Genomic DNA, 23,614 nt, shown 5'->3' with positions numbered 1-23,614 from the left:
CCTGCAGTCGGCCGCTGTGACGGAAAACGGTTCGGCTCCCAGCAGTCTAATTCCTGCTCTGCGGTTCGGCTACCGGCACGCAGTTCCACTCACCGTCGGAGCCGCGCCGTCGTCTCGCCCTCCCGGTCGTCCACCTCGACGAGACCGTCGTCCGCGAGGTCCGAGAGCAGTCCGGAGAGCCATTCGCGTCCGTACGACCCGTCCGGCGCGTAGTCGACTCTGACCCGCGGACCGAGGTCGTCCAGGGGCAGTTCGTCGTACTCCTTCAGGGTCGAGACCACCCGGCCGCGCATCTGCCGACGGCTCCCCTCGAACTCCGGTTGCGTCGGGACGTCGGGGGCGGTGAAGTCGCCCGTCTCGTAGGCGTGACACCACTGTCGCCAGGGGCACCCCGCCTCGTCGCATCGGGGGGTCTTCCCGCAGGCGACGCCGCCGAGTTCCATAATCGCGTTGTTCCAGACGCGGGATTCCCCGTCGAGCAGCAACGCCTGCGCGACTTCCTCGAACGTCGCGTCGTCGTCGGGGACGTCGAAGGCGCGGTACAGCACCCGCTTGACGTTCGTGTCGACGACGGCGTCTCCCTCGTTGAACGCGAAGGAGGCCACGGCGTTCGCGGTGTAGGGGCCGACGCCCATCAGTTCGGAGAGTTCTCCGGGCGTTCGCGGGAAGTCGCCGCCGTGCTCCTCGATCACTTGTCGGGCGGCCTCGTGGAGGTATTTCGCGCGGTTGTTGTAGCCGAGGGAGTGGTCGCTCCAGAAGGCGACGACGTCAGAGCGATCGGCCGCGGCGAGCGACTCGGCGGTCGGCCATCGATCGAGGAAGTCGTGCCAGGCGTCGACGACCCGGTCGAGTTGCGTCTGTTGGCTCATCACCTCCGAGACGAGGATCTCGTAGGGATCGTCGGTCTCGCGCCAGGGGAACGATCGGTGATCGTCCTCGTACCACGAGACGAGCGACTCGCGAACGGCGTCGACGTCGATGTCTCCGTCTCTGATCCCCTCGACGCCGTCGACCCGGCCGCCCTCCTCGTCGGTCATCACCCGGAGGTGGGGCCGACCGGATTTGTGGATTCTGGTCGCGCCCCGGCAGATTGCAGCCCTTCAGATCGCGGCCCGTCAGGACCCGACCCCCCGTCTGCTCCCCCGTCGAGACGAAAGTCGTTTGCCCGCGTCGCCCGAGAGGGCGAGGTATGAGTCTCGACGAACTCACGGAGGACGTAGAAACCGCCTACGGCGACGTCGACGAGGAGCAGTCCGTCTCGCTGGACCGGGAGACGCGACACGAGCTCGCGATGCTCTCCGCGGCGTTCGGCACCGACGACCCCGACGAACTGCTCCGCCGGGCGGTACACCTGCTGTTTCAGACGACCGTCGACCGCGGGACGCTCGACTTTCACCTGCGGCAGGGGTACGACGTGACCTACGACGAGTACCTCTCCGGAATGACGTTCGAGGAGATGACCGGGCAGGATCAGTACCCGCAGCGCGACGACGAACGCCGGTATCAGATGTAGGCGGTCGCGTCGGCGACCGAGGCAGTCGTCGGCTGTCGACCGCTCGCCGTTTCGTCCCCGGATTTATATACGAGGACGGGGCCAACGCCCCCGTGATCTGACGCACATCCCGCGTCGGGCAGCGGTTGTTCGGCACGTCGACGCGGGATGCGACGGCGACGATGGCCCGGAAGAGCGGACCACGGAGGCCCCCGATACGGGTTGGGGACGCCGACGCGGCCGGGAATGCCGAATCGGCCGAAGCCGTCGCGAGCGGTGTGCCGACTGTCCGCCACTTCTGTGACTCATCTCGGAGCGGAGCACTTTATCCGTCGGAGCCACCGATACCGCGTATGGAAACCGACGAGGTCGAACGACGGATCGAAGCCGAAATCCCGGACGCCGAGGCCGACGTCACGCTCCCGCGCGTCCCCGACGAGGACCACGAGGACGCCCACTTCGCCGCCGTGGTCGTCTCGCCCGCCTTCGAGGGGAAGACGCTCGTCCAGCAGCACCAGATGGTGTACGACGCGCTCGGCGACGCGATGACGACCGAGATTCACGCCCTGGAGATGCAGACGTACACGCCCGAGGAGTACCGCGAGCGGAGCTGATCGGACGCGCGACGCCCCCGCATCGGCCCCCCCGCGTCTATCCGAACGTGCGTTCGAACTCGCGCACGTTCTCGTCCGTCCCGGCGATGACGAGTCTGTCGTCCGCCTCGATTCGGGTGTTCGGTCCGACGTCCGTCACGACCTCGCCGCCCCGTTCGATCGCGACGATCGTGCTCCCGGTCTTCGAGCGGACGTCGAGTTCGCGGAGGGTGTGTCCGGCGAGCCTCGGGGCCCGTATTCGGATCACCTCGACCTGCTGGTCCAGGGAGAGAACGTCCCGGTCTTTCAGCACCCGCGAGGCGATCAGCCGCCCGGTAACCGTCGCCAGCGACAGCACGTAGTCGCCGCCGGCGCGGAACGTCTTCGGGATGCTGGGCGTCTCCTCGACGCGCGCGACGATTTCGGTCTCGGGTGCGAGATCACGGACCACGAGCGTCGCGAACTCGGTCGTCGTGTCGTCGGGGAGCGCGAGCACAACCGTCCGTGCCTCCTCGATTCCGGCGTCGACGAGCGTCTCCGGTTCGGTCGCGTCGCCGATCACGTCTACTCCCTCCGACTCGACCTCGTCGACCGTGGTGTACGGAACGCCCGCCACTTCGAGCGCTGCGGTGACCGTCTTTCCGACCTGACCGTAGCCGACGACGATGGTCTCCCCCGTTCCGAACCGTCGGAGGCCCGACTGGGTCATCTCGAGGAGTTGCTCCAGTTGGTCCGGATGGCCGGAGACGAACAACACGGTTCCGGCCGTCAGTTCGTCGCCCGGCGACGGTGAGGCGGTGAAATCGCCGTGGTACCACGCCCCGATCACGTTGACTCCCGTCTCCTCTCGGATCCCGCTGTCGGCGAGCGTTCTCCCGGCGAGGCTGCTCCCGTGGTGGATCGGCACCTCCGCGAGTTCCAGGTCGCCGCCGATCTCGATCGCCTCGTCGATCTCCGACGTCACCGCCGTCGTCACCTTGGCCGCGAGACTCTCGCCGAGCAGCGACCGGGGCGAGAGGACCTGATCCGCCCCGGCGAGTCGGTGGTATCTCGCTCGCTCGGGCTCCTCGACGACGCTGATAACGGAGACGTCCTCGGCGAGTTCCTTCGCCGCGAGGACGATGCTCGCGTCCACCTGATCGTCGCCGTCCGCGACCAGCGCGCGAGCGTCGGCCAGCCCCGCTCCCGCCAACCCCTCGGTCGACTCGGGGTCCGCACGGATCACGCGGCGACCGTCCTCGTACAGCTCGGCCGCCCGGGTGCGGTCCGGTTCGACGATCACGTACGGCACGTCCTGTGAGTCGAGTTCCGCGGTGAGTGCCTCCATCCGCGACGTGTACGAACAGATCACGACGTGGTCCTCCAGGGCCTCCTCTAGCGCTTTCGGGACGGTCGTCGAAAACGCGTCCTCCAGAAACGGCGTCGCCACGACCGGCAACACGCCGATCAGGAGCGCCATGCCGAGGAGGTCCATCACAGTGATGAAGACGTTCATCTGGGGGCTCGTCCACGGCGAATCGCCGCCGAACCCGGTCGTCGTGAACATCTCGACGACGACCTGTATGGAGTGTAGGAAGGTGACCGGATCTCCCTCGTACACACGCATTCCCCACTGGTACGCCACCGCGGTCAGCAGCATCACGAAAAAGAGAAACCCGATGTAGCCGACGACGCGGCGTCCCCACGTATTCACGTCTTGGTGGCACACGGTGAACGGTCTTAAACGGTCGGGAAGACGGCTGGCGACGGTGAGCCGTCCAATGGTCGTACGGGGGCGTGAGCGAACCGACGGGTTTTACGCGGCCGCCGGCCGTCGATCCGAGTATGTCCGACGACGAGTACCGCATCGAGCGGGACAGCCTCGGAGAGATGCAGGTGCCGAGAGACGCCTACTGGGGCGCACAGACCCAGCGGGCCATCGAGAACTTCCCGATCTCCGGCATCGCGTTCGGGCGGCGCTTCGTCCGCGCGCTCGGAATCGTGAAGAAGGCCGCCGCGCAGGCGAACCGCGACCTGGGACTCGTCGACGACGAGGTGGCGGACGCTATCGTCGAGGCCGCAGACGAGGTCATCGCCGGCGAGCACGACGACCAGTTCCCGGTCGACGTCTTCCAGACCGGGTCGGGGACCTCGTCGAACATGAACGCCAACGAGGTGATCGCCAACCGCGCGGCGGAGCTCATGGGCGAGTCGATCGGCGACCGCGCCGTCCATCCGAACGACCACGTGAACTACGGGCAGTCCTCCAACGACGTGATCCCGACCGCGATGCACGTCTCCGCGCTCGAAGCCGTCCAGAAGGACCTGATCCCGGCGCTCGAAACGCTCGCGGAGGCGCTGGAAGCGAAGGAAGCGGCGTTCGACGGCGTCGTCAAGACCGGCCGGACCCACCTGCAGGACGCCACGCCGATCCGACTCGGCCAGGAGTTCGCGGGCTACCGAACCCAGGTGGAGAAGGGGATCACCCGCGCGGAGAACGTCAGCGACCACCTCGGCGAACTCGCGCTCGGCGGCACCGCGGTCGGAACGGGGCTCAACACGCACCCCGAGTTCCCCGAGCGAGCGGCCGAGTACATGTCCGAGGAGACGGGTCTCTCCTTCCGCCCGGCGGACAGCCACTTCGAGGCGCAGGCCGCCCACGACGCGATGAACGAGGCTCACGGCGCGCTCCGCACGGTCGCGGGCTCGCTGAACAAGATCGCCAACGACCTCCGGCTCCTGGCGTCGGGGCCGCGGAACGGCCTGGGCGAGATCGAACAGCCCGAGAACCAGCCCGGGAGTTCGATCATGCCCGGCAAGATCAACCCGGTCGTCGCGGAGGCGGTCAACCAGGTCCACAAGCAGGTCGTCGGCAACGACGCCGCCGTCGCCGCCGGCGCGGCCGAGGGGCAGATCGATCTGAACCTCTACAAGCCCGTCCTCGCGCACAACTTCCTGCAGTCGACCGACCTGCTCTCGAACGCCGCCGAGGTGTTCGCAGAGCGGTTCGTCGCGAAACTCGAAGCCAACGAGGAAGTCTGTGAGGAGCAGGTCGAGCGGTCGATGGCGCTCGCGACGGCGCTGAACCCGACCATCGGCTACGACAAGGCCAGCGAGGTCGCGAAGACGGCGCTGAAAGAGGAGAAGACGGTGCGGGAAGTCGTCGTCGAGAAGGGCTACCTCACCGAGGCGGAGGCCGACGAGGTGCTCGACCCCGAGACGATGACGCACCGCGGGATCCTCGGCGACGACTGAGTCGGGAGCCGTCGGTCTGACGCTCTCGATCGGTGAACTGCGACCCGGACGCTCCCGATCAGACCATACGCGGTCCGGACGTATCCCGGGGCTCGTCTCCCACGCGGACGTACCCCGCGGCCCGTCGGTCCCACACTTTTCTCCTTGCGGGCGTATGCGAACGTATGGCGGGCCCGAGCTCAGACGATCTGCTGACCGCGGTCGATCGGTTCCCGATGCCCTCGGAATCGGAGGAGTTCCACCGGGCCGACGACTTGCTCGACGGCACGTACAGCGCGATGGCGGAGTCGTGGTACCCCGAACTCCGACGCCTGGCGACGGCGTACGCCGACGGCGACGTCCTCCGCGAGTCGGTGCTCGAACACGTCGAGTCGGTCCCCTCGTTCCGGCTCTCCGAGGGGGCGACGCCGCTGACCCGACGCCGAGCGGCGCTCGCGAGCGCCGCCGAGATACTCGATTCGGTGGCCGAGGTGTCGGCGTGGTACGACGATCTGCGGACGCTGCTCGCGGACACCCCCGAGTCCCGCTCGATCCTCGAACGCCTCCTCCACGACTTCGGGTACGCGGCCGCGTACGTCCTGTTCCTCGGCGCGTCCTCGCCCGAACGAGTGGTGCGTCGCCTCCGCTGGGCGTACCGGACGGTGGGCGTCCGGATCGACTCGACGGCGTCGACGGACGGGACCGAGCGGACGACGTTCACGTGTCCGTACCGCGACGTCGCGGCCGGCAGGTGCGGGAAGCGCTGGGTCTGTCACGAGAAACTGGACCGCGTCGACGACGGGTACGTGACGTACCTCCGAGAGCGCGGCATCGACTACCAGCGGCCGCACGGGTGCGCCGGCTCCGAACAGTGCTACTCGTCGGTCGCGCGGCACGGGCCATCGCAGTGGTGGCCGAAGACGCCGCCCTCGGCGGTGGTGGGTGAATCGTGACGCCGAGCGATCCGGCGAACGGACCTGTCCCGTTCGACCTCGACGCCGCCCGCCGCATCCGACGTGAATACGGCGCGTGGGCACCGGTCTACGACTGGTTCGCGCGGGCGACGGCGTCGATCGGCGGCGTCCGCGACGGATGCGCGGCGGCGCTCGACCTCGATCCGGGCGACACGGTCGTCGACTTCGGATGTGGTCCCGGCGTCAACTTCCCCGCGCTGCGCGAGGCCGTCGGCCCCGACGGGCACGTCGTCGGCGTCGACGTCACCCGCCCGATGCTCGAACGGGCACGAAGGCTCATCGAGCGTCGCGGCTGGGGGAACGTCTCCGTGGTGCAGGGCGACGCGACGAGACCGCCGGTCGAGTCGGCCGACGGGGTGCTCGCGACCTTCGTCACCTCGTTGTTCGCGGACCCGTACGCGGTCGTCTGTGGGTGGTGCGACCTCGCGGATCACGTCGTCGTGACCAACTTCGCCCCCCACGGAGGGCGCGCCGCCAACGCCGCCCTGCGGGCGTTCGCGCAGTTGAACGCGCGCCTGTTCGACGTCGATGCGGGCGATCCGCTTCGACAACTCGAAGCGCGGACGGACGAGTCGCGGCGCGCGCTCGCGGACTGTCTGGACTCGGTCGTCTATCGAGATTACGTGTTCGGGACGATCCGCCTGCACGCGGGATACCGCCAGGACGCTTGAGCTATCGAGGCGAGCCCCGAGATGCGGAGCGGAGTCGACTTACCGCACAGCGATGCGTTACGGCGACGGTGCCGATTCGCGAGCGGTCTCCGCTCTCGAATCGATACGTTGATACTCGCATTCGTCGAAATCCGCGTATGCAGGGTCTCCAGTACAGTCGCGACCGCGGTCGCGACCTCCTCGAGTGCCGACACTGCGGGGAGACGTTCCCCGAAGGCAAAGCGACGACCGACGGGTGGCACTACGCCTGTCCGGAGTGCGAGGAGGGAAGCGGCATCGGCGACGGACTCCGTCGACTGTAGTTCTTTTCGTCGATCCTCGACCGGTCGACGCGGACTGAATCATTTTTTACGCCGGGAGTGCGCACTCACTCGTAATGACCGCGTACGACTACGACGATCTCGGCCTCGTCGCGGGCCTTGAGATCCACCAGCAACTCGACACCGCGACGAAGCTGTTCTGTCAGTGTCCGACCGACGAGCGCGACCCCGAGTCGGCGACGCGCTCGTTCACGCGCTACCTCCATCCGACGAAGAGCGAACTCGGCGAACTCGACGACGCGGCGCTCGAAGAGAGCCGCGTCGAGCGCGAGTTCGAGTACCTCGCCTACGATTCGACCTGCCTCGTCGAGCAGGACGAGGAGCCGCCGCATCGACTCGACGCGGAGGCACAGGCGGTCGCCTTACAGATCGCCGAACTCCTCGATATGGAGCCGGTCGATCAGGCCCACGTGATGCGAAAGCTCGTCATCGACGGGTCGAACACCTCCGGATTCCAGCGGACGTCGCTCGTCGCCCAAGACGGTCAGATCGAGACGAGCGAGGGTCCCGTCGGCGTCGAGGACCTGCTGCTCGAAGAGGAGTCAGCCCAGCGCGTCGAGGAGCGCGAGGACGGCGTCACCTTCTCGCTGGACCGCCTCGGCGTCCCGCTCGTCGAGATCGGGACCCGGCCCGACATCGATTCGCCCGAGCAGGCGCGCGAAGCGGCCGAGACGATCGGAATGCTCCTGCGCTCGACGGGGTCGGTCAAACGCGGTCTGGGGACGATTCGTCAGGACGTCAACGTCTCCATCGCCGAGGGCGCGCGCGTCGAGATCAAGGGCGTGCAGGCGCTCGATCAGATCGACGAGATCGTTCGTCAGGAGGTCGGTCGCCAGGTCGCACTCCTGGAGATCCGCGACGAACTCCACGAGCGCGAAGCCGCCGTCGGCGACGTGGTCGACGTCTCCGAGGTGTTCGAGGGGACCGACTCCGGCGTGATCGGGGGCGCGCTCTCCGACGGGGGTTCGGTGACGGCCGTCCCGCTGTACGGCTTCGACGGCCTCGTCGGCCGCGAGATCCAGCCGGACAGACGGCTCGGGACCGAACTGTCGGACCACGCCAAGCGCCACGGTGCGGGCGGGATCTTCCACACGGACGAGCTTCCGGCCTACGGCGTGAGCGAGGCGGAAGTCAACGCGCTGCGCGACGCCGTCGACGCCGGCGAGGAGGACGCGGTCGCGATCGTCGCCGCCGACACCGAGACCGCGGAGTTGGCGATCGAGGCAGCCGCAGAGCGGGCTGAGACCGCCCTCGACGGCGTCCCCGAGGAGACGCGCGGCGCGAACGACGACGGCACGACGCGCTACCTCCGCCCGCTCCCCGGCGCGGCGCGGATGTACCCCGAGACGGACGTCCCGCCGGTCGCACTGGACCCCTCGACCGTCGAGACGCCGGAGCTTCTGACCGAGAAGGTCGAGCGCTACCAGGCCGAGTTCGGCCTCGACGCGGGACTCGCAGAGCAGGTCGCCTACGGTCGCCGGATGCCGCTGTTCGAGCGGGCCGTCGACGAGGGGATCGACGCGACCTTCGCGGCGGGGCTGCTGGAATCGACGCTCACGGAGCTCCGACGCGACGACGTCGCCGTCGCGGAACTGACCGACGAGCACCTGCTCGGGGTGATGCACCTCGTCGAAGACGGCGAGTTGGCGAAGGAGGGCGTCACCGACGTGTTGGAAGAACTGGCCGAGGAGCCCTCTCTCACCGCCGAGGACGGGGTCGAGGAGGCGGGACTCTCGGGCGTCTCCGAGGCCGACGTTCGCGACGCGGTCGTCGACGTCGTCGAGCGGAACGCCGAACAGGTCCAGGAGGAGGGAATGGCGGCGTTCTCAGGACTGATGGGCGAGGCGATGGGCGCGCTTCGCGGCAAGGCCGACGGCGAGGTCGTCAGCGACGTGCTGCGCGAGGAGATACAGAAGCGCGCCTGACACGTAGATAGCGGAGGCCTGTTCCTTCGAGGTGAGCCTGACACGGAACGGATCCCGAACCCCTTCGGGACGGGAACCGACGCGATTATGCGATCTGATATCTGGCACCGAACAGTTTTCACCGTCCTTGGCGGCCACCACGTATGGCAGAGGCGACGGGTACCACCGCGGGGGGGACTGAGCTCGGGGACGGGGTGCGGGGAACCGTCAGGGAGATCATCAAGTACACGCCGAGCGGCTATTCGATCCCCGACGAGTCGTGGCGTCGTCGCCACCGCAACATCGTCGTTCTGCTCCTCGCGCACATCCCCCTGCTGTTCGCGCTGGGGCTGTACGAGGGAACGGACTCCTTTACCGGGGCGACGATTCCCGGCCGGCCGCTCTCGCAGATCGTCCTCCGGGTGGGCGTTCTCGGAGCCATCGCCGCGCTGGCGAGTTGGCCGCGTCTGGGGCGTCGGACGCGGACGACGCTCGCGACGATCGGGCTGGCCACGGGGTCTGCGATCCTCGTGTACTTCTCGGGCGGATACATCGAGGCGCACTTCCACTTCTTCGTCGTGATGGGCGTCGTCGCGATCTACGAGGACTGGCTCCCGTTCCTCGTCGGAATCGTCTACGTCGCGATCCAGCACGGGGTCTTCGGGATGTTGAACCCCGGCGAGGTGTACAACCACGCCGCCGGCGCCAACAACCCCTTCGTGTGGGCGGGGATCCACGCGGCCTTCGTCCTCGCGCTCTCGGGCGCGTTGATGGCCAACTGGTACTCGATCGAGCGCTCCCGCGAGGAGACACGAAAGCAACTCGCGGAGACCGAGGAGGCAGAGGAGCTGAAGGCCGAGGCCGAGCGGCGACAGCGCGAGGTCGAGCGACTCAACGAGCACCTCGAAACCAAGGCCAACGCCTACAGCGCGACGATGGCGCGGGCGGCCGACGGCGAACTCACCGCCCGACTCGACGCCGACAGCGAGAGCGAGGCGATGACGCAGATCGGCGAGGCCTACAACGAGATGATGGACGAGATGGAATCGGCGGTTTCCGACATCCAGAGGTCCGTCGATGAGGTCTCGGCCGCGAGCGAGGAGGCCGACGCCGGGGCCGACGAGGTCAAACAGGCGAGCGCGGAGGTCAGCGAATCGATCCAGGAGATATCCGGCGGCACGGCCGACCAGCGAGAGATGTTAGAGGAAGTCTACGGCGAGATGACGGACCTCTCGGCGACCGTCCAAGAGGTGGCGGCGTCGGCCGAGACCGTCGCGGAGACCTCGCACAAGACGGCCGAGGTCGCCGAGGCCGGCGAATCGACCGCGCGGGGAGCGATCGAAGACACGCGAGACGGACAGACCGCGATCGACTCGACGGTCGACCACGTCGAACGCCTCGACGAACAGATGGCGGAGATCGGCGAGATCGTCGAACTCATAAGCGACATCGCCGAGCAGACGAACCTGCTTGCGCTGAACGCGAACATCGAGGCCGCTCGCGTCGGCAGCACGGGCGGCGGGAGCAGCGGTGACGGGTTCGCCGTCGTCGCCGACGAGGTCAAGCAACTGGCCGAAGAGACGCAGGAGTCGGCCAACGACATCGAGGAACTGATCGAGGAGACGCAGGCGCAGACGGCCCGGACCGTCGAGGAGGCCCGCACCGCCGAGGAACATATGCAGGAGGGCGTCGAGGCGGTCGAAGACGTCCTCGACGCGTTCACCCAGGTCGTCGAGAACACCGACGAGACGGATAATGGAATCCAGGAGATCAGCGGCGCGACGGACGATCAGGCGGCCAGCGCCGAACACGCCGTCTCGCGGGTCGAAGAGGTGGCCGAGATCAGCCAGCGCACCGCCGACGAGGCCGAGGACGTCTCCGCGGCCGCGGAGGAACAGGCGGCGTCGATCTCGCAGGTCAGCTCGAATATCGAGTCTCTTTCGACCCAAGCCGACCGCCTCCAGTCGCTGGTGTCGGACTTCGAGGTCGGCAGTGCCGAGTCGGAACCGAGGGCCGGCGGTCCCGACGCGGGTCCGACCGATACTGTCGCCGTCGGCGACGGCGGCCGACCGGAATAACCCGTTCTGACACCACGTTTCCTCTGGAATCCGCGTTCTCAGCGGCCCTGTTTTCCGGCTCTCAGCCGAACGTCACATCCCAGCACTCAGACGAACGTCACACCCACTTCTCACCTGATCGGCACGCGCGTCGTCGACGCCTCTCCCGCATTCCTCATCTGTTGGCGGAGCCCTCGACCGCGTCGATGTCGTCGGTATCGAGGTCAGACTCGGTGTCGTCGGCGTCGGAGTCGCGATCGGTGTCGGGGTCGCGGCCGCTCTCACTCGTGTGATCGCCGAACGAGCGGTCTCCGAGGAGGTCGTTCGCGCGCCGGAAGATGCCGGTGAGCGTGGTGATCTCCCGCTCTGTCGGGTGGGCTCGGCCGAGCAGCCGCCGCATCATCACGTTCGTCTTCTCGCGTTTGTGTTCCCGACTGTCGATCGACCGGTGGAACTCCCCGAAGAAGTCGTAGAAGCGGTCGATCTCGGACTCCGAGGCCCGCTCGCGCTCGACGTCCGGCAGTTGGGTCTCCTCGACGGTCAGCGACCGGAGTTCGTAAAAGAGGATCGTCGCGGCCTGCCCGAGGTTCAACACCGGATACTCGCCGCTCGCGGGGATCGAACACACCTCGTCGAGCCGTTTCAACTCGGCGTTGTCGAGGCCGGTGCCCTCGCGGCCGAACACCAGCGCCGTCTCCGTGTCCACGGCTTCGAGGCTCTCGCGTACCTCCACCGGCGTCTTGAACGGAAAGCGAGCGTGCTTTCGGCTGTCCTCGTTGGTGATCGCGGTCGTGCCGATCGTGTGGTAGTTCTCGACGACTTCGTCGAACGTCACCTCCGCGGCGTTCGGGAGGACGTCCTCGCGAGCGTGTCCGGCGAAACCGTACGCCTCGCCGTCCTCGTCGAGTTCGGGCGGATCGACGAGCTTCAGGTCCGAGAGTCCGAAGTTCTTCATCGCGCGGGCGATGGTTCCGATGTTCCCGGGCGTCTCCGGTTCGACGACGACGACGACGGGTTCGCGGCTGCGGGTCGGGGCGGTGTTCTCTCCCGACATCTACTTCGTCGGGTAGTCGCGGCTGAGGTCCACGTCACCGAGCGAGGGCGCGTCCTCTCCCTCTTCGACGGTCGTGATCTCGCCGGTCTTGAGGTCGATCCGCTTGCGCTCGCCCTCGTAGTTCTCGTTGAGCCGGCGGTTCAGTTCCGCGGGTTCCGGCGGGGTCGGTAGCGTGTCCGGGTCGGTGTCGACGTGTTCGAGGCCGCCGTAGCCCTCCGGGGCGCGGTTGCCGGCGAGGAACCACTCGTGGAACTGGTCGCGGAACGTCTCCGTTCCCGCGGCCGCCTTCCCGTCCTCCTCGCGGAACCAGTAGAGGAAGTCCGCCTCGTGCTCCGAGCAGAGGAGCACCTCCTCCATCGGTTCCCCGTAGACGATTTCGGCCTGATTGGCGCGGCGCTGCTCCGCCTCGCCGTGGACGAGATAGCAGGCGTCGCAGGGCTTCTCCTGAAGGTAGGTCAGGCGGATGAGCCGCTTCCGGGTGTCCTCCGGCACCGAATCGAGCGCGCGGAACTCGCCGTCGTCGGTGAACACCTCCTCCTCGTCGAAGCGCCAGCCGCGGAGACCGATGCTGACTTTGGCCATTAGCGGACGATAGCGCGTCGGCAAATAAAAGGAGCGCGTCTCGACGGGCGACGGAGTCGGAGTCGCCGCCGATGGGCGTCGGCAGGGCGGGCGCGGTTGGATGTGAGCAGGGCGGGCGCGGTTGGACGTCGGCAGAGCGTCCACGGCTGGGCGTCCGCGGAGCGCCCGGAACGTGCGGCTTTTCCTTCCCCCGCGAGAACGGAGGGGTATGGACCCGAAGCGGGAGCTCACGAGCGTCGACCTGGCCGCCCTCGTCACCGAACTGAACCGGTACGAGGGGGCGAAGGTCGACAAGGCCTACCTCTACGGCGACGACCTGCTCCGCTTCCGGATGCGCGATTTCGACCGCGGCCGGGTGGAACTGATCCTCGAAGTCGGCGACACCAAGCGGGCACACGTCGCCGACCCCGAGCACGTCCCCGACGCGCCCGGACGGCCGCCGAACTTCGCGATGATGCTGCGGAACCGACTCTCCGGGGCGGACTTCGCGGGCGTCGAGCAGTTCGAGTTCGACCGCATCCTCGTCTTCGAGTTCGAGCGCGACGACGAGAACACCAGGATCGTCGTCGAACTGTTCGGCCAGGGCAACGTGGCCGTCCTCGACGAGACCGGCGAGGTGGTACAGAGCCTCGAAACCGTCCGACTCAAGTCGCGGACGGTCGCTCCCGGTGCGCAGTACGAGTTCCCCTCTTCCCGACTGGACCCGCTCACGGTCGGCTACGAGGCGTTCGTTCGGAACATGGACGACTCCGACACCGACGTGGTGCGGACGCTCGCGACCCAGTTGAACCTCGGCGGCCTCTACGCCGAGGAGGTCTGCACCCGCGCGGGCGTCGAGAAGACGATGCCCATCGAAGACGCGGGCGAGGAGGAGTACCGCGCGCTCCACGACGCGATCGACGACCTCCGAACCAGGCTCCGATCCGGGGAGATCGATCCCCGGGTCTACACCGACGACGACGGCGCGGTCGTCGACGCGACCCCGTTCCCGCTGAAGGAACACGAGCGCGAGGGCCTCGACAGCGAGGCGTACGACTCCTTCAACGGCGCGCTCGACGCGTACTTCTACCGGCTGGAGATCGAAGAAGAGTCCGAGGCCGAGGAACCGGGGAGCACGCGCCCCGACTTCGAGGCCGAGATCGAGAAGAAAAAACGGATCATCGACCAGCAGGAGGGTGCCATCGAGGGGTTCGAACAGCAGGCCGAGACCGAGCGTCGCCGCGCGGAACTGCTGTATGCGAAGTACGACCTCGTCGACGAGGTGCTCTCGACCGTCCGCGAGGCGCGGGAGAGCGGCGTCCCCTGGGACGAGATCCGCGAGACGCTCGATGCGGGGGCCCAACAGGGTATCCCCGCCGCCGAAGCGGTCGTCGACGTCGACGGCGCGGAGGGGACAGTCACGATCGAACTCGACGGAACCGACGTGGAGGTCGACGTCGAGGACGGCGTCGAGAAGAACGCCGACCGTCTCTACACCGAGGCAAAGCGGATCGAAGGGAAAAAAGAGGGCGCGCTCGCGGCGATCGAGAACACGCGCGAGGAACTCGCGGCCGTGAAAACGAGACGCGACGAGTGGGAGGCCGAAGACGAAGACGACGAGGGCGAGACGGAGGCCGAAGACGAAGACGACGAGGAGGAGTTCGCGGACCGCGACTGGCTCGAAATGGAGTCGATTCCGATCAGGAGTTCCGAGGAGTGGTACGAGCGGTTCCGCTGGTTCCACACCTCCGACGGCTTCCTCGTCATCGGCGGTCGCAACGCCGACCAGAACGAGGAGATCGTCACGAAGTACCTGAACAAACACGACCTGTTCTTCCACACGCAGGCCCACGGGGGCCCGGTGACGATCGTGAAGGCGACGGGGCCATCAGAGCCCTCCGAGGAGGTCGAGTTCCCGGAATCGACGAAGGAGGAGGCCGCCCAGTTCGCCGTCTCGTACTCCTCGACCTGGAAGGAGGGCCGGTACGCCGGCGAGGCGTATATGGTCACGCCCGATCAGGTGTCGAAGACGCCGGAGTCGGGCGAGTACATCGAGAAGGGATCGTTCGTCATCCGCGGCGACAGAACGTACTTCAGAGACGTCGCCGCCGAAGTCGCCATCGGCGTCCAGTGTGAGGGCCAGACGCGGGTGCTCGGCGGGCCACCGTCGGCGATCGAAGAGCGCGTGGCCACGTCGGTTCGGGTGCAACCGGGGCGGTACGCCCAGAACGACGCCGCGAAGATGCTCTATCGGGAGTTCAAAGAGCGCTTCGCCGACCAGTCGTTCCTCCGGAAGGTCGCCAGCCCCGACAAGATCCAGGAGTTCCTCCCGCCCGGCGGGAGCGAGGTCGTCGACGGGTGAGTGGTCGGACGCGACAATAGTGAAATACTGCTGTCACGTTACGATCGAATTACGGAAAGTAAGCCGTCTATGTTTATCTCCTGTGACAGCGTACTGATCAGTCTGAGCGAACGCTGCCATCACGGCGTCTCGTGACGTCGAGGGCACCGCTCGGTGAACACGATGATACAACAGTCACTGCAGTACCTCCGAAACGACGAAGAGCATTGGGTCAGAACCGTACTCATCGGCGGCATCCTCAGCCTCCTGAGCGTTCTCATCGTCCCATCGTTCCTCGTCCTCGGCTACCTCGTCCGGGTCGTCCGCGGGACGATGCACGAGGACGAACAGCCGCCGGCCTTCGACGAGTGGGGCGACCTGTTCGCCGACGGGATCAAGGCCTTCGTCGTGGCGTTCGTCTACGGCCTCGTCCCGGGCGTCATCGCCGCCGTCGTGATCGGCGGGAGCGTCCTCTCGTTCGTCGTCGGCGGCGGCGCCGAATCCGCCAGCCTCGTCGGGCTCGGAATGGCCGGGCTCTTCGTCGGTGGCCTGTTCGCCTTCGCACTGGGCCTGTTGGCGGCGTACGTCATTCCGGCCGCCATCGCGGCCTTCGCAGAGACCGATCGACTCGGCGCGGCGTTCTCCGTCGGCGAACTCCGACCAGTCCTCACGTCGGGGACCTACGCCACCGCCTGGGTCTACGGCATCGCGATCATCCTCGCGGCCAGCCTGATCGCCGGCGCGCTGAACGCGGTCCCGGTCATCGGAACGGTCATCGGGGGATTCATCGCGTTCTACGCCGCGGTCGCGGCCTACTACCTCATCGGCCACGCCTGGGGCGAACTCCGCGACGTCGAACTCGGCGAGCACGACGACGCGATGGGCGAGTCGCCCGCGGTGTGATACTGTCGGCTATACGTATTCCACGCTACTTTCGACCGGAGTCGCGGCACTAGTCGCAGATGTGCAGACAGAGCGAGTCGGCGTGCAGACGGGGCTATCATCCCTGACAACGTCGTCGGAGTCGGCCGATTTGACGTCGGGTAGGCGCAAGAATTACTTGTTTGCGTCGTGAGGTCCGAGCCGATGCTATCAGATGCCCTGTCCTACCCGCTGAACGGTGATAGTTGGCTCCGAACGATCCTCGTCGGCGGCCTCCTGAGTCTGCTCACGGTGTTCGTGATCCCGATATTCTTCCTCCAGGGATACTACGTACGTATCCTCCGCGGTTCGTCCAGCGGCGACCCGGAGGCTCCGACGTTCTCCGACTGGGGAGACCTGCTCGTCGACGGTCTGAAACTGTTCGCGGTGAACCTGCTCGTCTCGCTCGTCGTCCTCGTGGCGATGTTCGTCGTCGCCGCCATCTTCGGTGCCGGGTCGCTCCTCTCGGGCGGCGGGCCCGCGGCGGACCCCGGCGCGGGTGCCGGCGGAATCTTCGCCGCCGTCGGCGTTCTCGGGTTCCTCCTGTTTATCGCCGTCGTGCTGGCGGTCGGCTACGTCGCGCCGGGAATGTTCGCGAACTTCGCCCGCGAGGACTCCATCGCCGCGGCGTTCGACGTCTCGACGATAATCGACGGCGTGGCGACGACGGAGTACCTCACCGCGTGGGTGCTCGCGGTCGCCGTCGGCCTCGTTCTCGGGTCGATCGCGAGCCTCCTCAGCGTCGTCGTCGTCGGCATCTTCGGCCTGTTCTACGTTCAGGTGGTGACGTACTACCTGTTCGGACGCGGGTTCGCCGACGGCCTCGCCGGCAAACGCGGCGGTGCCGCGGCGACGACGTACTGATCGGGCGCGGTCGTCACGACCTGAGCACCGACACGACGCCGAAGAGCGCGAACAGCACGCCCAGTCCGGCCACCTTCATCGGCGCGTTCGACTCCTGGGCTTTGAGAAAGCCCTCCGAGGGCGCGCTCGGGTCCACGTACGCCGTCACTCGCTCGCCCTCGCCGTACCCGTCGAGGACGGACCGCGCCGCGTCCTCCGTGTCGAAGTTGGACTGCGTCGACGCCGGGTACACGTCGGTTCCGGTGTAGTTCGCACCGTCGTACCGGTACTCGAACTCGACCGCGGGGCGGTACTCGGTTCCGCCGCGGCGCGAGGAGGACTCTTCGATACCTGTCTCGACGACCGTCGCGCCGACCTCGACGGCGTTCTCGACGGCGTCAGACTGCTGGGTGTAGTCGTAGCCGCCGTAGCCGGCGACGACGACGCCGACGACGATCATCAGGAGGGCGATACGTGGGGAGTCGGGTCCGTCGCTACCGATGGAGAGATTCAGGGCCACGAGAGACGGTGATCGGCCGATGTCATAAAAAACACCCGTTTGGAGGGTGTGCGAAGAACCGATTCAGTGAGCGTCCGCGAGCGGGGCGAGCGGTTTTTCCCTCCAGGTTTTTGCTCGGAGAGGTCCTCAGGACCCCTCCGTGGAAAAAGGTGGATGTTTAGGCCCCGGACCTCGGAGAGTCGGGTATGCGAATTTCGAGTCGCGGCCACGGCGAGGAGGGTCGCGAGCGGATGACACTCGTCCCCGAGAACGTCGACGACCTGTGGCATCTCTCGCACGTCCTCGAATCGGGGGACCTCGTCTCCGGCGACACGACGCGGCGGATCCAGCGCGACGACGAACAGCTCCGCGACACCGGCGGCCAGCGCGAGCACCTCTTCGTGACCATCGAGGTCGACGACGTCGAGTTCGCGCGCTTCGCGAACCGCCTGCGCGTCGGCGGCGAGATCGTCGACTGCTCGCGGGAGGACCAACTCGGCCACCACCACACGATAAACGTCGAGGAGCACGACGAGGTGACCATCGAGAAGCACTTCAAACCCGATCAGGTCGAGCGGATCGAAGCGGCCGAGGAGGCCGCCGAGAACGCAGACGTCGCTATCGCCACCGTCGAGGAGGGCGAGGCCCATATCCACACGGTTGCACAGTACGGGACCGAAGAGCGGTTTTCCTTCACCGCGCCGACGGGGAAAGGCGAGTACGCGCGTCCCCGATCGGAGCTCTTCGCCGAGCTCGGAAAGGCGCTCTCCCGGATGGACGTGGACGCGATCATCCTCGCGGGGCCGGGGTTCACGAAGCAGGACGCCCGCGACTACATCGCGGAGAACCACGCCGAGGTCGCGGACCTGCTCACCGTCGTCGACACGGCGGCCGTCGGCGACCGCGGGGTCCACGAGGTGTTGAAACGCGGCGCGGTCGACGAGGTGCAGACGCAGACGCGCATCTCGAAGGAGGCGTCGCTCCTCGACGACCTGATGGAGGGAATCGCGACGGGGGAGAAGGTCGCCTACGGAATCGACGAGGTCGCCGAGGCCGCGGAGTTCGGAGCCGTCGAGACCCTGCTCGTCGTCGACGACCGACTGCGACAGGAGCGGCAGGGCGACGGCGACTGGGACGTCGACGTCAACGAGGTCATCCAGACGGTCGAGCGTCAGGGCGGCGAGGTGACTGTCTTCTCCGGGGAGTTCGACCCCGGCCAGCAGCTGCGGAATCTCGGCGGCATCGCGGCGCTGCTGCGGTACCGACTGCAGTAGCGTCGGGTCGGGCCGCGTGTCGGTCTCCTCGAACGTCAGAGTCGGAAGACGACTGCCTCGTAGGGTCGGAACGCTCTGCCGACGGGAGTCGCGTCCGGATCGTAGTTCGAGAGAAGCGTCGTCGCGTTCGCGAGTCCGAGATCGGCGTCCGTCTCGTCCGGATCGAGCGAGGCGGGCTCGGGCGACCAGTTGAGCACGATCAGGAGTCGCTCGTCGCCGAGCGTCCGGGTGTACGCGTAGAGCTGTTCGTCCTCGGGGAGTAGGAGTTCGTACTCCCCGTAGACGAGTACGTCCTCTCGGTGCCGGAGGTCGATGAGCCGCCGGTAGTGGTGCCAGATCGAGTCCCCGTCGGCGCGCGCCGCCTCGACGTTGATCTCCGGGTAGTTCGCGTTGACGTCGAACCACGGCGTCCCGGTCGTGAATCCCGCGTGCTCGTCGTCGGACCACTGCATCGGCGTCCGGGCGTGATCCCGGCTCACGTAGTTGACGAACTCCCGAAGTTCATCGAAGGAGCCGGCGCGGCCGGCGGCGGCGGCGTCCTCGACGGCACCGATCGTCATCGGATCGTCGAGGTCCGCGAGGCGCTCGAACTCCTCGTTCGTCATCCCGATCTCCTCGCCCTGGTAGACGAACGGCGTCCCGCGGGTCGTCAGGAGGAAGGTCGCGAGCAGTTTCGCGCTCTCGACGCGATAGGCCTCGTCGTCGCCGAACCGCGAGACGATTCGGGGCTGGTCGTGGTTGCCGAGGTACTGGGCGTTCCAGTCGTCGCCGAGTCCCGTCTGCCAGCGGCTCAGTATCTCTTTGAACTCGACGAGGCTCCACTCGCCCCACTCCGACGGATCGAACCGCCCGCGCGGGCTGACGTCGACGTCCATGTGCTCGAAGTGGAGGATCATATTCAGGCCGTCGCCGTCCTCTCCGAGGTACTCGCCGGCGCGGTCGACGGTCGTGTCGGCCATCTCCGCGACGGTCATCACGTCGTAGTTCGCGAAGGTCCGCTCGTACAGTTCTCGGAGGTACTCGTGGATCCTCGGTCCGTGGCTGAACACCTCGATGCCGGTGGGTTCGCGATCGGACTCCCCGTCGGGAAGTCCCTCGGGCTTCGAGATGTAGTTGATCGCGTCGACTCGGAATCCGTCGATGCCCCGCTCTAACCACCACTCCACGAGCGAGGCGACCTCCTCTCGGACGTCGGGATTGCGCCAGTTGAGATCGGGCTGCTTCTCGTCGAAGAGGTGGAGGTACCACTGCTCGCGTTCGTCGTCGTACGTCCAGGCCGACCCACCCATAAACGACCCCCAGTTGTTCGGCGGGACGGGATCGCCGTTCTCGCCGATTCCGCCGTCGCGCCAGTAGTAGTAGTCCTCGTAGCCGGCCTCGCGCCGGCGGGACTTCTCGAACCACTCGTGTTCGTCGGAAGTGTGGTTGACCACGAGATCCATCAGGAGTCGGATGTCGCGGTCGTGTAACTCCGCTAAGAGGTGCTCCCAGTCCTCGATCGTGCCGAACTCCGCGGCGATCGATCGGTAGTCGCTGACGTCGTAGCCGTTGTCCGCCTGGGGGGACTCGTAGACGGGACAGAGCCAGACGACGTCGACGCCGAGGGAGTCGAAGTACTCGGCCTTCGCCGTGATCCCCGGGATGTCGCCGACGCCGTCGCCGTCGCTGTCGTTGAAGCTCCGCGGGTACACCTGGTAGACAATCGCTTCCTTCCACCACTGGCGGTCCGGGACATCCGAAGAGGGCGAGCTATCGGGGGTCATAACGAACACCTCGTGAGACGTCTCGTCTCCTCATCTGTCTTCGGATGACCGTCGGTCTGACTCCGACGGCGTCCGCCCGCGGTCCGCGCTCACTCGCCGGTGAGCGCCTCGCTGCCAGGCGCGAAGTCGATCGTCTGACCGAGTCCGGCCTCGCGGGCTCTCTCGTAGAGTAGGTACGCGGCGGCGACCGTCTCGATGCCCGTCCCGCCGCTGTCGAAGACGGTGATCTCGTCCTCGGACTCCCGGCCGGGGGCGTTGCCGGCGACGACGTCGCCCAGTTCGGCGTGGACGTGGTCCTCGTCGACGATTCCGGCCTCCAGTGCGGCGATGAACGACCCGGCGTCCTCCGTGACCCGTTTTTCGAGATCCGGGACGTACGTGGCCTTCTTGATCGTCTTCGCGTCCAGTTCCCGTTTCTCCCGGTCGTACTGCCCCATCGCGGTCACGTGGGTTCCCGGTTCGAGGTCGTCGCCGTCGAAGACGGGTTCGCTCGCGTTCGTCGCAGTCACGACGACGTCCGCGCCCTCGACGGCCGCAGCGGCGGAGGCGACGGCGGCGACGCTTCCCTCGAGGCGGCGGTCCATCTCCCCCGCGAACGACTCGCGGTGCTCCTTCGTGGGCGAGAACACCCAGACGGTCTCCAGGTCGCGGACCGTCGCCAGCGCGCGCAGTTGCCCGCGGGCCTGCGGGCCGCTGCCGATAATCGCCGCCGACGAGGCGTCCTCGCGAGCGAGTGCGTCGGCCGCGACGGCACCGGTCGCGCCCGTCTTGAACGGGTTCATACTCGCGCCGTCGACCATCGCGATCGGTGCGCCCGATTCGGCGTCGAAGAGCGGGGTGGCGAACCACGCGTCCGCCGCGCCGAACCCCGCGCTGTACATATAGCCGCCCATCGCTCCCGTCTCCGGGAGCACGGCCGCGTACGTCGTGAGAAAGCCCGGCGGATCGGCGTTCGTGAGTTTCGTCCGTGGTTCCGCCGGTGCGCCCTCGCCGCGTTGCCGGTACCCCTCGCGCACCGCGTCGACGAACTCGGCGGGTGTCGCGAGGCCGTCCACGTCCGCGCTCGTCAGGAACAGCGTCTCGGTCATAGATCTGCGTTCGACGGCCGCGGGTAAGAACGTGCGGGAAACCGTCGTGTCCGTGGGGAACGACACATCTCGTGGGGGGGCTCACCCGCCACGGCCGGACCTCGCGGACGCCGCGGAGGACGTGAATGCGACGGCTCCGGAACCGCGGCGAAAACGGTGGAGCAAAGAGCGAAGGGCGGAGAGGCGGAGAAACCGAGAGACGAACGATCGATCGGCGTCGAGATACGGTCGTCTAATCCGCGTTCTGAAACTGCCCTGTACTGCGGTTTTCGCTACTACGGCGTCCCGCCCGAGACCCGTTCGGCGGCCGGATGAAGAGCGCGTGACCGATGATTCCGATGGTGACGGCGGCGGCGATCGGCAGAGCCTGCGTGAGCGCGAGACTCGTCTGCAGCAGCCCGCCGGTGAGTCCGAACAGCGTCAGCGGGATGAGGCCGAGCACGTAGTCGTAGTACTCTGGCATACCACACCACACGCTACGTGCGTATGTGTTATAATTGTTTCCCGTAGCTGATTACAACGTTCAACTGCACCACTGAATTGGTTCTTTGTAAGTTATGAAAACGAAGCGGCCGAGACGGGACTCGGGCGGGGAAATGCCGGAGAACGGCGTCGACATCGGTGCGTTGAACTGCCCGCTCCTCCGACGGGCAGACGTGAACTCGAACGATCGGTCGATCGTCGCGTTGGTGATGCTGGCTCACGGGATGGTGCACACCTACGAGCTTTCGATCCCGATCTTCGTCTCGATCTGGCTGACCGAGTTCGACGTCCTCTCGCTTGGAATCGTCGAGGTCGGCGTGACCGAAGCGACGCTCGGACTGGTCGTGACTGCGGGGTACGGCCTCTTCGGCGTCGGGGCGCTCCCGGGCGGCGTGCTCGTCGACCGGATCGGCTCCGCGCGGCTCATCACGCTCTGTCTGTTCGGGATGGCCGGGTCGTTCGTTCTGCTCGGTCTCGCGCCGAACCTGCTCGTCGTAGCCCTCGCGCTGCTCCTGTGGGGCGCCGCCGCGAGCGTCTACCATCCGGCGGGCCTCACGCTTCTGTCAAAGGGCGTCACGGAGCGCGGCACGGGCTTCGCCTACCACGGGATCGCCGGCAACGTCGGCACCGGGCTGGGACCGCTCCTGACCGCGATACTGCTCCTGTTCGTCGACTGGACGGTCGTCTCCGTCCTCCTCGCGCTTCCCGCGCTCGTCGCCGGCGCGTACGCGATGCGTGCGCGGTTCGACGAGACGGCGGCCGTCGACGCCGGCGGCGATTCGGCAGCCGACTCCGACGGCGAATCCGTCGGCGACGACAGGGGCGGTACGGGAGTCGCATCGCTCACCGAGTTCGGCGTCGAGAGCCGACGGCTCTTCGCCGGCGCGTTCGCGCTCGTGTTCGTCGTCGTGATGGCGTCTGGACTCTACTACCGCGGTGTCCTCACGTTCCTCCCGAACCTCCTCGAATCGCTGCCGGGATTCGAGCCCATCCCGCTGACGTCGGCGCTGCCGACGTCCGTCACCGACGCCCTCGGCGTCCAACCCGACTCCGAGCGCGCGATCAACCCCGAGCGGTACTTCTATTCCGGACTGCTCATCGTCGGCGTCCTCGGCCAGTACCTCGGCGGGAAGCTCACGGACAGGATCCCCGTCGAAGCCGGCCTCGCGGGCGGGTTCGGCCTGCTGGCTCTCCTGGCGCTGGTGTTCCTCCCGGCGGCGAACGCCGGTCTCGGGCCGCTCCTCGTCGTGGGTGCCGCCCTGGGTTGTGCGCTCTTCCTCGTCCAGCCGTTCTATCAGGCCACCGTCGCGGAGTACTCCCCCGCGGGGACGAGGGGTCTCTCGTACGGTTTCACTTACCTCGGCGTGTTCGGCGTCGGCGCGCTCGGGGGGGCCATCGCCGGGACGATCCTCACCTACGCGACGCCCGCGGCGCTCTTTCTCACGCTCGCGATGTTCGGCGCGACCGGGTCGGGCGTCGGCCTCTATCTCCTGCGACGGCGTCGGCCTGCCTGACGAGTGACGGCCCGGAAATAGGGCGCAGCGGCCGACAGAAGACACTTAT

The 23,614-nt window shown here is 67.3% G+C and carries 21 protein-coding genes; 13 read left to right on the top strand and 8 right to left on the bottom strand.

Annotated elements, in window-relative coordinates:
* Window positions 1-89 precede the first annotated feature (89 nt).
* Window positions 90-1,037: an HhH-GPD family protein gene (locus tag NO876_RS14695; RefSeq protein ID WP_256422414.1), complete on the bottom strand. Its 948-nt coding sequence runs from the start codon at window positions 1,035-1,037 to the stop codon at window positions 90-92.
* A 152-nt stretch (window positions 1,038-1,189) separates the two neighbouring features.
* Between NO876_RS14695 and NO876_RS14690 the strand changes: the two genes are divergently transcribed.
* Both NO876_RS14690 and NO876_RS14685 read left to right on the top strand, forming a co-directional pair.
* Window positions 1,190-1,513 carry a ribbon-helix-helix protein gene (locus tag NO876_RS14690; protein WP_256422413.1) on the top strand — a complete coding sequence of 108 codons (324 nt, stop codon included), beginning with the start codon at window positions 1,190-1,192 and terminating at the stop codon, window positions 1,511-1,513.
* A gap of 332 nt (window positions 1,514-1,845) precedes the next feature.
* The gene (locus NO876_RS14685; protein ID WP_256422412.1) at window positions 1,846-2,106 is read left to right on the top strand and encodes a BolA family protein; all 261 of its coding nucleotides are present in this window, start codon (window positions 1,846-1,848) and stop codon (window positions 2,104-2,106) included.
* A 37-nt stretch (window positions 2,107-2,143) separates the two neighbouring features.
* Here the strand turns inward: NO876_RS14685 and NO876_RS14680 are convergent, their stop codons facing one another.
* Window positions 2,144-3,778: a potassium channel family protein gene (locus NO876_RS14680; protein ID WP_256422411.1), complete on the bottom strand. Its 1,635-nt coding sequence runs from the start codon at window positions 3,776-3,778 to the stop codon at window positions 2,144-2,146.
* A 131-nt stretch (window positions 3,779-3,909) separates the two neighbouring features.
* Here NO876_RS14680 and NO876_RS14675 point away from each other — a divergent pair, with 131 nt between their 5' ends.
* The 6 genes from NO876_RS14675 to NO876_RS14650 all read left to right on the top strand — a co-directional run bounded on the left by NO876_RS14675 (window position 3,910) and on the right by NO876_RS14650 (window position 11,245).
* Entirely contained in the window at window positions 3,910-5,319 is a 1,410-nt protein-coding gene (locus NO876_RS14675; RefSeq protein ID WP_256422410.1) for a class II fumarate hydratase, read from the top strand.
* 164 nt (window positions 5,320-5,483) lie between these two features.
* A complete protein-coding gene (locus tag NO876_RS14670) occupies window positions 5,484-6,251 on the top strand; it encodes a hypothetical protein (protein ID WP_256422409.1) in 768 nt (255 codons plus the stop codon).
* Complete coding sequence (locus NO876_RS14665) at window positions 6,248-6,943, top strand: class I SAM-dependent methyltransferase (RefSeq protein WP_345780766.1); 696 nt, start codon at window positions 6,248-6,250, stop codon at window positions 6,941-6,943. The genes NO876_RS14670 and NO876_RS14665 overlap by 4 nt, the downstream gene beginning before the upstream one ends.
* A 137-nt stretch (window positions 6,944-7,080) precedes the next feature.
* A complete protein-coding gene (locus NO876_RS14660) occupies window positions 7,081-7,245 on the top strand; it encodes an HVO_2901 family zinc finger protein (protein WP_256422408.1) in 165 nt (54 codons plus the stop codon).
* A gap of 74 nt (window positions 7,246-7,319) precedes the next feature.
* The gene (gatE, locus tag NO876_RS14655; RefSeq protein ID WP_256422407.1) at window positions 7,320-9,188 is read left to right on the top strand and encodes a Glu-tRNA(Gln) amidotransferase subunit GatE; all 1,869 of its coding nucleotides are present in this window, start codon (window positions 7,320-7,322) and stop codon (window positions 9,186-9,188) included.
* A 143-nt stretch (window positions 9,189-9,331) separates the two neighbouring features.
* On the top strand, window positions 9,332-11,245 hold the full coding sequence (locus tag NO876_RS14650; protein ID WP_256422406.1) for a methyl-accepting chemotaxis protein: 1,914 nt from the start codon (window positions 9,332-9,334) through the stop codon (window positions 11,243-11,245).
* A 154-nt stretch (window positions 11,246-11,399) separates the two neighbouring features.
* Here NO876_RS14650 and NO876_RS14645 read toward each other — a convergent pair whose 3' ends face one another.
* Together NO876_RS14645 and NO876_RS14640 are read right to left on the bottom strand one after the other, a co-directional pair.
* Window positions 11,400-12,278, bottom strand: coding sequence for an RNA methyltransferase (locus NO876_RS14645; RefSeq protein ID WP_256422405.1), 879 nt, complete (start codon window positions 12,276-12,278; stop codon window positions 11,400-11,402).
* Window positions 12,279-12,860, bottom strand: coding sequence for a DUF8114 family protein (locus NO876_RS14640; RefSeq protein WP_256422404.1), 582 nt, complete (start codon window positions 12,858-12,860; stop codon window positions 12,279-12,281).
* Window positions 12,861-13,068: 208 nt separating this feature from the next.
* Between NO876_RS14640 and rqcH the strand changes: the two genes are divergently transcribed.
* The 3 genes from rqcH to NO876_RS14625 all read left to right on the top strand — a co-directional run bounded on the left by rqcH (window position 13,069) and on the right by NO876_RS14625 (window position 16,965).
* Window positions 13,069-15,201, top strand: a complete 2,133-nt coding sequence (gene rqcH, locus NO876_RS14635) for a ribosome rescue protein RqcH (protein WP_256422403.1) — start codon at window positions 13,069-13,071, stop codon at window positions 15,199-15,201.
* A 162-nt stretch (window positions 15,202-15,363) separates the two neighbouring features.
* Entirely contained in the window at window positions 15,364-16,083 is a 720-nt protein-coding gene (locus NO876_RS14630; RefSeq protein ID WP_256422454.1) for a DUF4013 domain-containing protein, read from the top strand.
* A 183-nt stretch (window positions 16,084-16,266) separates the two neighbouring features.
* Window positions 16,267-16,965, top strand: coding sequence for a DUF4013 domain-containing protein (locus NO876_RS14625; protein ID WP_256422402.1), 699 nt, complete (start codon window positions 16,267-16,269; stop codon window positions 16,963-16,965).
* Window positions 16,966-16,978: 13 nt separating this feature from the next.
* Here NO876_RS14625 and NO876_RS14620 read toward each other — a convergent pair whose 3' ends face one another.
* Complete coding sequence (locus NO876_RS14620) at window positions 16,979-17,464, bottom strand: DUF3592 domain-containing protein (protein ID WP_256422401.1); 486 nt, start codon at window positions 17,462-17,464, stop codon at window positions 16,979-16,981.
* Window positions 17,465-17,649: 185 nt separating this feature from the next.
* Here NO876_RS14620 and NO876_RS14615 point away from each other — a divergent pair, with 185 nt between their 5' ends.
* On the top strand, window positions 17,650-18,717 hold the full coding sequence (locus NO876_RS14615; RefSeq protein WP_256422400.1) for an mRNA surveillance protein pelota: 1,068 nt from the start codon (window positions 17,650-17,652) through the stop codon (window positions 18,715-18,717).
* Between the two features lie 35 nt (window positions 18,718-18,752).
* Here NO876_RS14615 and NO876_RS14610 read toward each other — a convergent pair whose 3' ends face one another.
* The 3 genes from NO876_RS14610 to NO876_RS14600 all read right to left on the bottom strand — a co-directional run bounded on the left by NO876_RS14610 (window position 18,753) and on the right by NO876_RS14600 (window position 22,031).
* Window positions 18,753-20,480: a glycoside hydrolase family 13 protein gene (locus NO876_RS14610; protein WP_256422399.1), complete on the bottom strand. Its 1,728-nt coding sequence runs from the start codon at window positions 20,478-20,480 to the stop codon at window positions 18,753-18,755.
* Between the two features lie 89 nt (window positions 20,481-20,569).
* A complete protein-coding gene (locus NO876_RS14605; RefSeq protein WP_256422398.1) occupies window positions 20,570-21,568 on the bottom strand; it encodes an ornithine cyclodeaminase family protein in 999 nt (332 codons plus the stop codon).
* Between the two features lie 232 nt (window positions 21,569-21,800).
* Window positions 21,801-22,031, bottom strand: coding sequence for a DUF8015 family protein (locus tag NO876_RS14600; RefSeq protein WP_256422397.1), 231 nt, complete (start codon window positions 22,029-22,031; stop codon window positions 21,801-21,803).
* Window positions 22,032-22,164: 133 nt separating this feature from the next.
* Here NO876_RS14600 and NO876_RS14595 point away from each other — a divergent pair, with 133 nt between their 5' ends.
* Entirely contained in the window at window positions 22,165-23,565 is a 1,401-nt protein-coding gene (locus NO876_RS14595) for an MFS transporter (RefSeq protein ID WP_256422453.1), read from the top strand.
* The last annotated feature ends 49 nt before the right edge of the window (window positions 23,566-23,614 follow it).

The sequence above is a fragment of the Halobellus rarus genome, from assembly GCF_024494595.1.
In the GTDB taxonomy this organism is placed as follows: domain Archaea; phylum Halobacteriota; class Halobacteria; order Halobacteriales; family Haloferacaceae; genus Haloquadratum; species Haloquadratum rarum.
This window is presented reverse-complemented; position numbering and strand designations above follow the sequence as displayed.